Consider the following 13362-nt stretch of genomic DNA (forward strand, 5'->3'; position numbering starts at 1 on the left):
CGGCGCCGGCCCGTCGCCGGGGACGGACGGATCGGCGCCCTGCGACGGCGGGGCGTCGGGGACGAGCGGACGGGGATCGGTACCAGGGGCTGCCACGCCACCGATGGTTCCACGCGGGCGGGCCCGGACGCATCAGGGTGGATCCCTGGCTGTTCTCAGGGACAAGTCAGGGTACGGACAGGGACCGCACCGGTTGGGCGGGCGCCCGGGAGCCACCAGGATGGTGGCCATGACCGAAGACCACCGCATCCAGGAGGCCGGGCCGAGCGCCCCGCCCGCACCGGACCGCCCTCCGCTGAACCGGACCGAGCACCACCGCGTGGTCGCCGGTGTCTGCGGCGGCCTGGGCCGGCACCTGGACATCGACCCGGTGGTCTTCCGCGTCGTGACGGTGGTGCTCTGCCTCTCCGGCGGCCTCGGCCTCTTCCTGTACGGACTGGCCTGGCTGGTCGTCCCGACCGAGCCGGTCGCGGACGGCAAGGGCGGCAGCCGGCCCGGCCGGACCGAGCTGCAGCGGGTGCTCACCGGCCGAGTGGACGGCCAGTCGGTCGGCGCGGTGCTGCTGACCGTGATCGGCACCGGCGTCTTCTTCGCCTCGATGGGCGACGGCGACCAGATGTTCCCGCTGATGCTGCTCGGCGGCCTGGTCTTCCTGGCCGTCCGGTACGACCCGGAGCGCCGCCACGGCCGGGAGCGCGGGCGCCGGCGCGGCCGCAACCGCCGCCACGGCCCGTACGACCGCTACTTCCCCGGGTCCGGGCCGGCCTCCGCCTACTCCTGGCCGCCGACCGACGAGCAGGCGCGGACCGGCGAGGACGAGCGGGCCCACGAGCGGCACGCCCGGGAGCGGGCGGCCGGCGCGGTGCCGGCCGACAGCCCGAGCGGCTACCTCTGGGACCCGCGCCACCCCGAGCGCAACCCGTACGGCGACACCGGCGCCGCCCCGCACGGCTCCGCCGCCCCGCCGCCCGGCGGCCCGGCCCAGCCGTGGTGGCAGCGCGCCGACCTGCCGCAGGGCGACCCGCTGCGCAAGGGCGGCCCGGCCGTCCCGCCCCGGCCGCCGGTGGTGGTGCGCCATCACCACCGCGAGCACTCGCCGCTCGGTCTGATCGGGGTCCTGCTGGCGGTCGGCGCGGCCAGCGCGGTCTGGGCCGCCGCCGAGGGGCACCACAGCGTCACCGTGGTGAGCTCGGCCGTGCTGGCGACCGCCCTGCTGGTCGTCGGCCTGACGCTGCTCGTCGGGGCGAAGTTCGGCCGGGCCCGCCGGCTGGTCGTGCCCGGGCTGCTGCTCACCCTGGGGCTCGCCTTCGTCGGCCACGCGCCGGACTCCATGCAGAACGCGGCCGGCGAACGCAGCTGGACCGTCGTCTCGGCGGACGACCTGAACGAGCGCTACACCCTCGGTGCGGGCGAGATCCGGCTGGACCTCGGCCGGCTGGACCCGGCGGGCGCCACCGTGGCGACCACGGTGCAGCTCGGCGCCGGCGAGCTGACCGTCACCCTGCCGTCGGACGTCACGGTCAACCTGACCACACGGGTCCTGCTCGGCGACGTCAAGGCCCCGGGGGAACCGGTCTCCACCGAGAACGTCAGCCGCACGTACCAGTACCACCCGTTGAACGGTCACACATCCAAAGGCACGCTCGACCTGAAGCTGACGGTCGGGCTCGGCGACATCAAGGTGGTCCAGTCGTGAGGAAGCACCCGCTCGATCCCTTCTCGCTGATCGCGGGCGGGCTGTTCACCGTCATCGCGGTGCTCTACCTGGTGGCGGCGCTGAACGACATGTCGGTGAACGGCCGGATCGTCATCCCGGTCACCTTCATCGTGCTGGGCGTGGGCGGCCTGGCGGGGGCGGTCGCGGCGGTGGCCCGGCGCGGCCGCGGCGACGCGCCGGACCACGGCACCCTCGACTAGGACCCGCCCGCTCAGCTCTGCAGCGGCCCGAGGTTCAGCTTGTCGCCGTCCTTGGTGACACCGTACTTGGGCAGCGGCTTGGTGGCCGGGCCGTTGACCACGGCGCCGGTGGCCGCGTCGAACCGGGAGCCGTGGCACGGGCAGTACAGCTGACCGTTCTTCGGCGCGTCGACGGCGCAGCCGGAGTGGGTGCAGACCGCCGAGAAGGCGCAGTACTGGCCGGCCTTCGGCTGGACGATGTAGACCGCGTCGCCGGTGGCCGGGTCCTTGACCTGGGCCGAGCCACCGACCGGGACGCTCGCGGCGGCCACCGAGACGGGCGGTCCGGCGGGCGTCTTCCCGGCTGCGGCCGGGGCGGCGGACGGGCCGAGCGCCTTCTTGTCCCGCCCGAACGTGGCGGTCAGCGATCCGGTGAGCAGCCCCGCGCCGCCGATCGCGACGGCCGCGATCCCGCCGTCCACCAGCGCCCGCCGCCGGGCGTGACCCTCCGCCAGCCCGCGCGCGCGTTCGCGGGCGGCCCGCCCGGCCAGGTAGCCGTCCAGCGAGAGGTACGGGGTGCCGGCCAGCAGCAGCGGGGTCCAGGCCATCAGGTAGGCGAGGTCGTTGCCGAGGTAGTACGGCGACACGTTCCAGCTGACGGTGAGCCAGAGGCTCAGGCTGATCAGTGCGCCGCCGAGGGCCGCCATCCGGCCCCAGAGGCCGAGCAGGGTGCCGAGGCCGACCGCCAGCTCGCCGAAGGCGACGGCGAGCGCGAACGGGGTCGGGTGGTCGAGCGCGGTGCCGAGCAGGAAGGAGATCGGGCTGGCGCCCTTGACCGCCCCGGTCTGCGAGACGAAGGAGGCCGGGTCACCCGCGCCCGCCAGGTAGTGCGCGTCGGAGAGCTTGTCGAGCGCCGCGTGGACGAAGGTGGCGCCGAGGAAGATCCGCAGCGGCAGCAGCGCGTACCGCGAGGCGGTCGCCTTGAGCCGCGCCGCCCGTCCGGCCCAGCCGTCCGCCCCCGCACCGGTCGCCCCCGCACCGGTCGCCACGGAGCCGCCGACCACCGTGGGGCTGCCGGCCTCCTCGGGGCCGCCGGCCACCGTGGGGCTGCTGGCCTCCGTCATCCCTCACACCTTCCTTCACGGCCTGCCAACCGCCTGACAGGTCCGGTCGCATTCTGCACGCTTGTGAACGTTTTCGGTGGGAGGTCCCACCCGATGGGCCCCCGCCCACCGCGAACGGCCGCGCCGCCGCTCCCTGGTGTACGGGAACGACGGCGCGGCCGTTCAATACCGGATCAGGGCCGTTTCACGGCCGTCCGGCGGGAGTGGTCACTCCCACTCGATGGTGCCCGGCGGCTTGCTGGTGCAGTCCAGGACCACGCGGTTGACGTCCTTGACCTCGTTGGTGATCCGGGTCGAGATCTTCGCCAGCACCTCGTACGGCAGGCGCGACCAGTCGGCCGTCATGGCGTCCTCGGAGGAGACCGGGCGCAGCACGATCGGGTGGCCGTAGGTGCGGCCGTCGCCCTGGACGCCGACGCTGCGGACGTCCGCCAGCAGCACGACCGGGCACTGCCAGATCTCGCGGTCCAGGCCGGCCGCGGTCAGCTCCTCGCGGGCGATCGCGTCGGCCTCGCGCAGCAGGTCCAGGCGCTCCTTGGTGACCTCGCCGACGATCCGGATGCCCAGGCCGGGACCGGGGAACGGCTGGCGCTGGACGATCTCCTCCGGCAGGCCGAGCTCCTGGCCGACCATCCGGACCTCGTCCTTGAACAGCTTGCGCAGCGGCTCGACCAGCTCGAACTGGAGGTCCTCGGGCAGGCCGCCGACGTTGTGGTGGGACTTGATGTTGGCGGTGCCGGTACCGCCGCCGGACTCCACCACGTCCGGGTACAGGGTGCCCTGGACCAGGAACTCCACCGACTCGCCGTGCTCGCCGGCCTCGGCCACGATCTCGGCCTGGGCCTGCTCGAAGACCCGGATGAACTCACGGCCGATGATCTTGCGCTTCTCCTCGGGGTCGGAGACCCCGGCGAGCGCGTTCAGGAAGCGCTCCTGGGCGTCGACGACCTTCAGCTGCACGCCGGTGGCCGCGACGAAGTCCTTCTCGACCTGCTCGGTCTCGCCCTTGCGCATCAGGCCGTGGTCGACGTAGACGCAGGTCAGCTGCGAGCCGATGGCCTTGTTGACCAGGGCGGCCGCGACCGCGGAGTCCACGCCGCCGGAGAGGCCGCAGATGGCCCGCTTCGTCCCGACCTGGGCGCGGATCAGCGCGACCTGCTCGTCCACCACGTTGCCGGTGGTCCAGGTCGGCGCGATGCCGGCGCCGCGGTAGAGGAAGTGCTCCAGGATCTGCTGGCCGTGGTCGGAGTGCAGCACCTCGGGGTGGTACTGGACGCCGTAGAGCCGGGCCTCGTCGTTCTCGAAGGCCGCGACCGGCACCACGTCGGTGGAGGCGGTGACGGTGAAGCCCTCGGGGGCGGCCGAGCAGGCGTCGCCGTGCGACATCCAGACCGAGTGCTGCGCCGGGACGCCCTCGAACAGGGTCGAGCCGGTGCGGGAGACGGTCAGCGGGGTGCGGCCGTACTCGCGGGCGCCGCTGTTGTCGACGGTGCCGCCGAGCGTCTTGGCCATCAGCTGGAAGCCGTAGCACATGCCGAAGACCGGAACCCCGGCCTCGAAGATCGCGCGGTCGAGCTGCGGCGCACCCTCCTCGTAGACCGACGAGGGACCGCCGGAGAGGATGATCGCCTTCGGGTTCTTGGCGAGCATCTCGGCGACCGGCATGCTGCTCGGCACGATCTCGCTGTAGACCCGGGCCTCACGCACCCGGCGGGCGATGAGCTGGGCGTACTGGGCACCGAAGTCGACCACCAGGACGGTGTCGGTCTCAGGTACGGACTGGTCGGGAATAGCAGAGGACACGGACGGCCTTCCGGCAGCGGTACGAAAGGTGTCGCGCGCAGCACTTCCTCCGAAGGGCGGCGGCGGGCGACGAGCGGGGGTCTGGGGTCGAGTCTACCGGGCGGGTCGCTTTCACTCGTCTGCCCGTCCAAGGGACCGTGACCGCACGGGCCGTCGGTTCGTTGCTTCTGACGACCGTACGACCGCGCCGCACCCGCCAGGTGCGCCGCCTCCGCCCCGGCCAGGGGCGCCGCCGTACGGACGTGCAGGACCACGCGTGGAGCTCGACCCAGTCCACCGGTGCGCGTGGCGCCGCCGCGGTCCCGGCCCCGCCGGGAGCGGTGCGCCGTGGGACCGTGCGCGGGTGCAGCGGCCGGACAGCAGGGGACAGCGACCCCGGCCGCGACTGGACCAAGGAGGTGGGGTGGCCGGCCCCCGGGGACGCCCGGAGGCCGGCCGCCGCACCCCGGCGCAACCCAGGCGCACATCGTTCACCGTCCCGCGCCGCTACGCGCGTCCCCGTGCGCTCCGGCCCGCACCACTACACACCGTGATCATCGAACCCGCCTTCCCGGACCTCCCGGCGGGCCGCCCGAGGACTCCCGGCAGACCTCCCCGGACCGGCCGGGCCGAAAATGGACTGTGCCGAATCATGCCGAATCGGTTGCAGAGCAAGCCCTCCGTCCAGCACGATGCTGCTTGGAAGAGGTTCTCCCGGTGGCCGAAGGTCCACTACGGAGGCCCGACCCGGTGCCGCCGAGACCCTTGGTGGCAACGATTGTCACCTCACGCTCCGTGAGCGAAGGCCCTGCGCAGTCATGTGCACCGGCCCGCCGCACCGTGAGCGTGCGCGCCCCGCGCGACCGGCACACCCACGCCGGCGCTGCGGCGGCTCCGTCCCAGAAGCCAACCGACAGGACGGCGCTCCTCCCCCGGCGCCGTCACCCAGCACCGGCGCAGCCCTGGCGCCGCGTGCTGAGCGACAAAGGGCCCCGTTCCCCCGCGGGGCCCTTTGCCCTGTCCGGCCCCGCGCAGCCCCTGTCCGGCCCCGTGCGGGCGCGCCCGGGCCCGCACGAGGGGCGCGGGCCGTCAGGGCCCGTGCCCCGGCTCGCGCCACGACTGCTTGCGCCACGGCTGCTTGCGCTAGGGCTGCTTGCGCCAGACGTCCGGGTCGACGGCCTCCCCGCCGGCTTCCGGTGCGGCGGGGCCGGGCGATGGCGGCGCCTCGTGCGAGCCGATCACCTCACCGACTCCCGCCGCCTGGCGCCGGCCCTGGCCCTGGCCCTGGTCCGGGCCCTGCCCCTGGCCCGGCACGAACACGCCGATGTCCTGGACCACGCCCGGGTGCACCGCGCCGTCGTACGGACCGCTCTGCGGCGGCACCGCACCGGGCCGGCCGACAGCGGCGGCCCGGCCGCCGCGGATGGCCGCCAGCAGCGGCGGCACGGCCAGCGCGCCCACCGCCGCCCAGACCACGTTGGCCGCCAGCTGGCTCCCGAAGTGCAGGCCGACCGAGAAGTCGTCGGCGCCGCCCTTGCGCCCGCTCAACGAGCCGCTGCCCGAGGTCGCCACGAAACCGGCGACCTCCATCAGCAGGGTGAGCCCGGCCGCGTACACGACGGCGAGCCGGATCCGGTCGGCGGCGTCGAGCCCGCGCCGGTGGGCCGTCCAGCCGAGGTAGGCCGCCGCGGCCAGGGCGAGCAGCAGGGTCCACCGCCAGTCGGCGGTCTCGCCGTGGAGGTCGAAGACCGAGAACTCGTCGCCCGGGCCCCCGGAGCCGTAGCCCGGCCCGTCCTCGTAGTAGCCGTCGTAGCGGCCGGCGCCGGCGCCCGCCCGGAGGGTCGCCCCCGACCCCAGACCGAGCAGGGTCAGCCCGATGTTCGGCAGGAAGGCCACCGAGGTGCCGGTCGCCCAGCCCTCGTCCTGCACCGCGATCAGCACGAACCCGACCAACGCGGCGAGCCCCGTCGACACCGCCGCCGCCCGGCCCGCGGCCAGCCCGGCCACCGCCCAGCCGCGCACGGCGCGGTTGCGCCAGGCCGCCCAGCGCAGCGCGTCCGTCCCGTACACCGTGAAGGCGAGCAGCCCGGCCAGCAGGGCGCTCCAGCCGACCGCCTCCAGCCAGCCCGAGTCCGAGCCGTACTGCACGTCCCCGTAGTAACTCCCGAAGCCCGGCCCGCGGGCGCCCGACGGGCTCCAGTCGGCACCGCCCACCAGGCCGACCAGCAGCGTCGCGCCGGCCGTGACCAGGGCGGTGCGGACGGCCTCGCCGGCCGCCTGCGCCCGGGTCTGCTGCTCACCGGTGCGGGCCTGGCGGAGGCGGACGCCGGCCCGCAGGCCGAGCCAGAGCGCGAGCAGCCACAAGGCGGTGACCGTCATCGGCACCGTCCGCACCAGGATCGACGGGCCGTCCTCCCCCCGGAACACGTGACCGGTGAGGCCCAGCTTGAACGGCGCGCCGAGGGCGGCCAGCGCCATCGCCAGAGCGGTGCCGAACCGGTCGCCGTACCCGGGCGAGTCGTAGCGGTAGCCGAGGTCGTAGTCGCCGGGGACCGCCGCGATCAGCGCGGCCAGCAGCAGTACCGCGACCGGCGCGACCACCGCCTTGAGCGCCGGGCGCCAGTCCTCGCCGGTGAGCCACCGCAGTGCGGCGGGCTGCGCGGCGGCCGGGTCGTAGGGCCGGCCGGTGCCCCAACTGCCCACCGCCGGCGGGACGGCCGGCGGCGCGTACCCGGGCGCCGGATGACCGGGCGGGACGGGCGCCGGACGGCCGGACGGGGCCGGCGGGACGGGCGCCGCCGGAGGCGGGTACCCCGGCGCGGACGGCGGCGCCGGGGGCACGACGGGCGGGGCGGATGGCGCCGCGGAGGGCGCGGGCGGCGCCGTAGCAGGCGGGGGCGGCGCCATCGGCCGTCCGCAGGAGGCGCAGCCGAGCGCCCCCTCCGCCGAAGCCGCGCCGCACGATGCGCAGATGGCCATGGACCGTGATCCCCCCGTGAGAACAAGCCCCTGGTCCCCCAGGGAGCCTGTTTATCCCACCGTGCGCGGACCGCTGTCAACCGGCTGCGGCGCGTCGTCGGCCGGCCCCGGCGAGGGGTCAGGAGGCTTGCGCACCACGCTTCTTCGGCACCTCGGGGACGGCCAGCAACGGCAGCCGCAGCGCCCCGAAGGCCTCCTTCGGCACCACCGGGCGCACCGGCGCGACCGGCGCCACCCGCCGGTACGCCTCGCCCGGGGCCGGGCGCCGGTCGTCCTCGCCCTTGTTCGGCCACATCGACATGGCCCGCTCGGCCTGCGCGGTGATCGTCAGCGAGGGGTTCACCCCGAGGTTGGCGGAGACCGCCGAACCGTCCACCACGCTGATCCCGGGGTGGCCGTAGAGCCGGTGGTACGGGTCGACCACGCCGGTCTCGGCGGAGTCGCCGATCGGGCAGCCGCCGAGGAAGTGGGCGGTCATCGGGATGTCGAAGATCTCGCCGACCGCGCTGCCCGCGAAGCCGTTGATCTCCTCGGCCAGCGCCTGGGCGCCCTTCTCGGCGGCGGGGATCCAGGTCGGGTTGGGCGCGCCGTGGCCCTGGGTGGAGGTCAGCTGGCCCTTGCCGAGGCCCTTCTTCTTCAGCGAGACGGTGATCGAGTTGTCCAGCGACTGCATCACCAGGCCGATGATCGTCTTCTCGGACCAGCGGTGCTTGTTCATCGAGCGGGCGAAGGTCACCGGGTGGCGCACGGTCGTCCCCGCGTAGCGCAGCCAGCGCGGCACCTGGCCGCCGCCCTTCACCTGTGCGATCGACAGCGCGCCCATGGCGTTGGAGCCCTTGCCGTAGCGCACCGGCTCGATGTGGGTGTTCTCGTCCGGGTGGATCGAGGAGGTGATCGCGACGCCCTTGGTGAAGTCCGCCTTCGCGCCGTACCGCCGGTCGGTGGTCTGCGCACCGACCAGCGCCTCGGAGTTGGTCCGGGTCAGCTCGCCGAGCCGGGCGGAGATGCCGGGCAGGTGGCCGCCGTCGCGCATCCGGTGCAGGAGCGACTGGGTGCCGTAGGTGCCGGCCGCGACCACCACCCGGGCGGCGGTGATGGTCCGCGCCCCCGCCTTCACGGGGTCGGTGGTGGAGCGGGAGTCGGTCCGGCGGACGTCCACCTTGAAGCCCTGGTTCCCGTCGGCGTCGGCGTACTCGCGGATCCGGGCCACCGTGGTGAGCGGGTGGATCTCGGCGCCGGCGCGCTCGGCCAGGTAGAGGTAGTTCTCGGTGAGCATGTTCTTGGCGCCGTGCCGGCAGCCGGTCATGCACTCGCCGCACTCCACGCAGGCCCGCCGCGCGGGGCCGGCGCCGCCGAAGTACGGGTCCGCGATCTCGTCGCCGGGCGCCGCCTTGGCCGCGCCGTCGGAGTCCTTGCCGTCGCCGAAGAAGACCCCGACCGGCGCCATGTGGAAGGTGTCCCCGACGCCCATCTTCTCGGCGGCCGCCCGCAGGTGGACGTCGGAGGGGGTGACGGTCGGGTTGATCCGGACGCCCAGCATCCGCTGCGCCTGGTCGTAGAACGGCGCCAGCTCCTCCTGCCAGTCGGTGATGTGGGCCCACTGGCGGTCCTCGAAGAACGGCTTCGGCGGCACGTAGAGGGTGTTGGCGTAGTTCAGCGAGCCGCCGCCGACCCCGGCGCCGGCCAGGATCAGCACGTTGGCCAGCAGGTGGATCCGCTGGATGCCGTACATGCCGAGCTTGGGCGCCCACAGGTAGTTGGCGAGGTCCCAGGAGTTCTTGGGCAGTTCGTCGCGCTCGAAGCGCCGCCCGGCCTCCAGGACGGCGACCCGGTAGCCCTTCTCGGTCAGCCGCAGCGCGGAGACCGAACCACCGAAGCCCGAGCCGATCACGACCACGTCGTAGTCGAACCCGGTCTCGTTGCGGGACCCCACCATGTGCCAGTGCTCCTTCGGGAGAGTTGTGAACCGACGGCCGGACCGGCCTACTTGAACCGCAGCGCCTTCAGCACCCGCAGCCCGCCGGTGAACACCGCGGCGAACTGCCTGTCGTCCAGCCCGAACGAGGGCGCGAGCGGCATCAGCCGCTGGCCGGCGATGGTCTGCGCCTCGGTGAACCGCAGGATGCCCTCGGAGCCGTGCCGCCGGCCGAGCCCGGAGTCGCCCATGCCGCCCATCGGCGCGGCGACCGAGCCGTACGCCGCGGCGTAGGCCTCGTTGATGTTCACCGTGCCGGTGCGCAGCCGGGCCGCGACCGCCCGGCCGCGCCGCAGGTCCTTCGTCCAGACGCTGGAGTTGAGCCCGTACGGGGTGGAGTTGGCGGCGGCCACCGCCTCGTCCTCGGTGTCGAAGCGGTAGACCGAGACCACCGGACCGAAGGTCTCCTCGGTGCAGACCGCCATCTCGGGGGTGACGCCGTCCAGGATGGTCGGCTCGTGGAAGAACGGGCCGAGGTCCGGCCGGGGCCGGCCGCCGGCCACCACGGTGGCACCCGCCTTGACCGCCTCCTCCACGTGCCGGGTGGTGGCGTCCAGCTGCCGGACGGAGACCAGCGAGCCCATGTCGGCGCCGTACGCGAGGCCGCCGCCGAGGCGCAGCGCGCGGGTGCGCTCGGCGAACCTCGCCAGGAACTCCTCCGCCACCGAGCGGTGGACCAGCAGTCGTTCGATCGAGATGCAGAGCTGCCCGGCCGAGGAGAAGCAGGCGCGGACGGCGCCCTCGGCCGCCCGGTCGAGGTCGGCGTCGGCCAGCACCAGCATGGCGTTCTTGCCGCCGAGTTCGAGCGAGGCGCCGACCAGCCGGGCGGCGGCGCGCTGGGCGACCTCGCGGCCGGTGCGGGTGGAGCCCGTGAACGAGACGTAGTCGGCGCCGTCGACCACGGCCGGGCCGATCACCGGGCCGTCGCCGATCACGATCTGCCAGAGGTCGGCCGGCAGGCCTGCCTCGACGAGCAGTTCGCGGGCCCAGAGCGCGGTCAGCGCGGTCTGCGTGTCCGGCTTGTTGACCACGGCGTTGCCGGCCACGAAGGCGGGCAGCGCGTCGCCGATGCACAGCTCCAGCGGGTAGTTCCACGGCGAGATGTGCCCGACCACGCCCTTGGGCCGGCGGGCCTCGATCGTCCGGGTGAGCAGCGGCAGGGCGCCGGCGCGGTGCTTGTCGCGCAGGTAGCCGTGCGCGGCGCGGCCGTAGTGCCGGGCGGCCCCGGCCACGGCCATCACCTCCTCGAAGGCGTGCAGCCGGGCCTTGCCGGTCTCGGCCTGGATCAGGTCGAGCACCTCGTCCTGGCGCCTGAGCAGCAGGTCGTGGAAGCGCAGCAGGACGGCGGCGCGCCGGCGTACCGGCAGCGCGGCCCAGGCCGGCTGGGCGCGGCGGGCCAGCTCGTAGGCGACCTCGACGTCGGCCGGGGTGGACCGCGGCAGGGCGGCCAACTGCTCGCCGGTCAGCGGGGCGACGGTCTCCACCAGGCTGGGCTCGCCGGTCGCGGTGATCCCGCCGGCGAGACGGGCGACCAGCGACGACGGGACGGCCGCGGCGACCGTGCGGCCGCCCCCGGGGGCGGCGGGGTTGCGGTCCGCGGCCCCTGCACCGGGGTGCCGGAGGGCCGTGGAATCTGCTGTGAGGTCCGTCATACGGCGCAGCCTAGGCGCTCGGCGGCCGGTTCGGTACCCGTGGGTAACAAGAAACTGCCCGCGCCGCGGGGCTGCCGGGCCGCCGGGCCGGCCGGGCCCAGCCGTTCGGGAGCCCGGCGGGTCAGCGGGTCGGGGTGAAGTGGTTGAGCACCGTGGTGAACCGCCGCTCGCCCTCCGGCCAGTCCTTGTCCGTGTCGGGGCAGGACAGGTAGACGGCGTAGCCGGTCCCGTCGTCGTCGATGAACTCCGCCTCGATCGCCCGCCGGCGGCCGCCCTCCTTGGCCGCGTAGCTGAACTCCCAGACCGCCGCGTCGTGGCCGTTCACCGCGACGCTGGTCAGCTTGTGCTGGCGGTACTCCTTGAGCTTGGAGACGGTGGCCTCCATCTGCCGCATGTGCTCCAGCGGCTTGACCGACTGGCCGACGGTGACGGCGAACTGGAGGTAGTGCGACTTGTTGTCCGGGCTGTAGAAGATCTGGTTGGCGGTGTCGGTGCTGCGCTGCCAGGGCGGGGTGGCCACCGGCAGCGGGAAGCGGAAGCCCGCCGGGTCGTCCACCCAGCGGAAGCCCGTGGGCGCGGGATCGGGTTCGCCGGACCCGGTGGGCTGCGGCACGCCGGTGACGGTCGGGGACGGGTCGGCGACCGGGGTGTCGGTGTGCCGGGTGGCCAGGAGGGTCACCCCTGCGGCCGCCACGGCGACGGTCAGCCCGATCGCGGCGAGCCGCAGCGCGTTGCGGCGTCCGGTCGGCCGGCGCGCGGGCGCGACGGGGTGCACCACCGGCGCGGTCGGCCCGGTGGGCGCCCCAACGGAGGGGGACGCGCCGGGTCCCGCGGCGGCGGGCGCGGTGTCCGTCACGGTGGCCGGCGGCGTGGGCTGCCCGGCCGTGGTCTCGGGTTCGGCGGCGGGCGCCGGTACGGACGGCTCCTCGGTCCGGTCCACCACCGGCACCGACTGGGTCGGCGTCTTCACCGGTGCGACGGGCTTGAAGCCCATGGTGTGCCCGGCCTGCACCTCCGCCAGCATCCGGGCCGCCTCGTCCGCGGAGGGCCGGTCGGCCGGGTCCTTGGCCATCAGCGCGGCCAGCACCGGCCCGAGTGCCCCGGCCCGGCGCGGCTCCGGCAGGGGATCACCGACCACCGCGGCCAGCGTGGTCAGCGGCGACGTCCGGCGGAACGGCGACTCGCCCTCGACCGCCGCGTACAGCGTCGCCCCGAGGCCCCACAGGTCGGAGGCCGGGCCGGGGCGGTCGCCCTGGGCACGCTCCGGCGCCAGGTAGTCCGGCGAGCCGACCAGGTCGCCCGGCCGGGTCAGCTCGGTCGAGCCCTCGTACGTCGCGATGCCGAAGTCCAGCAGCACCACCCGCCCGGTGCCGCGCTCCAGCAGCACGTTGGCCGGCTTCACGTCCCGGTGCAGCACGCCCAGCTGGTGGCCCCGGTGCAGCGCGGCCAGCACCTGGCCGCCCACCTCGGCGGCGGCGCGCGGCTGGAGCGTGCCGTCCTGGCTGATCACGTCGGCCAGCGACCGGCCGTCGACCAGCTCCATCACGATCCACGGCCGGCCGTCCTGCTCCAGGACGTCGTGCACGGTGATCACGCCGGGGTGCTTGATCCGGGCGGCCGCGCTGGCCTCCCGTTTCATCCGGGCGTGCAGGATCTGCAGCTCCTCCTCCGGGAGGTGGCTGACGGTCAGCTCCTTGACCGCGACCTCGCGGTCCAGCATCCGGTCCCAGGCCCGCCAGACCGTGCCCATGCCGCCGCGGCCCAGCCGGTCGCCCAGCTCGTAGCGTCCGGCCAGCAGCCGCTCCGCCTCGGCCGCCTCCGGCCGGTCCTGCACGCCCATCGGCGACCGCTCCCCCTCTTCCACCTGCCGTCACCTCGACGGGAGGGCCCGTGCAGACCACTTATCGAACAGATCTGACGCACACATTAGGCGCACCGGCCGCACCCCGGTAAT

General features: G+C 74.7%; 8 protein-coding genes. 2 read left to right on the plus strand and 6 right to left on the minus strand.

Features of this window, described 5'->3' with window-relative positions; genetic code table 11:
• The first annotated feature begins 229 nt into the window (after positions 1-229).
• Complete coding sequence (locus tag ACFC1F_RS20155) at positions 230-1696, plus strand: PspC domain-containing protein (protein WP_376160015.1); 1467 nt, start codon at positions 230-232, stop codon at positions 1694-1696.
• Positions 1693-1917, plus strand: coding sequence for a hypothetical protein (locus ACFC1F_RS20160; RefSeq protein ID WP_376160017.1), 225 nt, complete (start codon positions 1693-1695; stop codon positions 1915-1917). The genes ACFC1F_RS20155 and ACFC1F_RS20160 overlap by 4 nt, the downstream gene beginning before the upstream one ends.
• An 11-nt stretch (positions 1918-1928) precedes the next feature.
• Here the strand turns inward: ACFC1F_RS20160 and ACFC1F_RS20165 are convergent, their stop codons facing one another.
• The 6 genes from ACFC1F_RS20165 to ACFC1F_RS20190 all read right to left on the minus strand — a co-directional run bounded on the left by ACFC1F_RS20165 (position 1929) and on the right by ACFC1F_RS20190 (position 13272).
• On the minus strand, positions 1929-3020 hold the full coding sequence (locus ACFC1F_RS20165; protein WP_376160019.1) for a ubiquinol-cytochrome c reductase iron-sulfur subunit: 1092 nt from the start codon (positions 3018-3020) through the stop codon (positions 1929-1931).
• 207 nt (positions 3021-3227) lie between these two features.
• Positions 3228-4823, minus strand: coding sequence for a glutamine-hydrolyzing GMP synthase (gene guaA, locus ACFC1F_RS20170; RefSeq protein ID WP_209414104.1), 1596 nt, complete (start codon positions 4821-4823; stop codon positions 3228-3230).
• Positions 4824-5945: 1122 nt separating this feature from the next.
• Positions 5946-7505 carry a hypothetical protein gene (locus tag ACFC1F_RS20175; RefSeq protein ID WP_376160021.1) on the minus strand — a complete coding sequence of 520 codons (1560 nt, stop codon included), beginning with the start codon at positions 7503-7505 and terminating at the stop codon, positions 5946-5948.
• A 394-nt stretch (positions 7506-7899) separates the two neighbouring features.
• Complete coding sequence (locus ACFC1F_RS20180) at positions 7900-9717, minus strand: GMC oxidoreductase (protein ID WP_376160023.1); 1818 nt, start codon at positions 9715-9717, stop codon at positions 7900-7902.
• 47 nt (positions 9718-9764) lie between these two features.
• Positions 9765-11408, minus strand: coding sequence for a succinic semialdehyde dehydrogenase (locus ACFC1F_RS20185; protein WP_376160025.1), 1644 nt, complete (start codon positions 11406-11408; stop codon positions 9765-9767).
• Positions 11409-11529: 121 nt separating this feature from the next.
• Positions 11530-13272 carry a protein kinase gene (locus tag ACFC1F_RS20190; protein WP_376160027.1) on the minus strand — a complete coding sequence of 581 codons (1743 nt, stop codon included), beginning with the start codon at positions 13270-13272 and terminating at the stop codon, positions 11530-11532.
• Positions 13273-13362 lie beyond the last annotated feature (90 nt).

It is taken from the genome of Kitasatospora sp. NPDC056181, from assembly GCF_042266225.1.
GTDB lineage: Bacteria > Actinomycetota > Actinomycetes > Streptomycetales > Streptomycetaceae > Kitasatospora.

Coding starts and splice junctions, on each gene's coding strand:
- ACFC1F_RS20180 (WP_376160023.1), bottom strand. CDS start 9,717: ATGGTGGGGTCCCGCAACGAGACCGGGTTCGACTACGACGTGGTCGTG.
- ACFC1F_RS20165 (WP_376160019.1), bottom strand. CDS start 3,020: ATGACGGAGGCCAGCAGCCCCACGGTGGCCGGCGGCCCCGAGGAGGCC.
- ACFC1F_RS20155 (WP_376160015.1), top strand. CDS start 230: ATGACCGAAGACCACCGCATCCAGGAGGCCGGGCCGAGCGCCCCGCCC.
- ACFC1F_RS20185 (WP_376160025.1), bottom strand. CDS start 11,408: ATGACGGACCTCACAGCAGATTCCACGGCCCTCCGGCACCCCGGTGCA.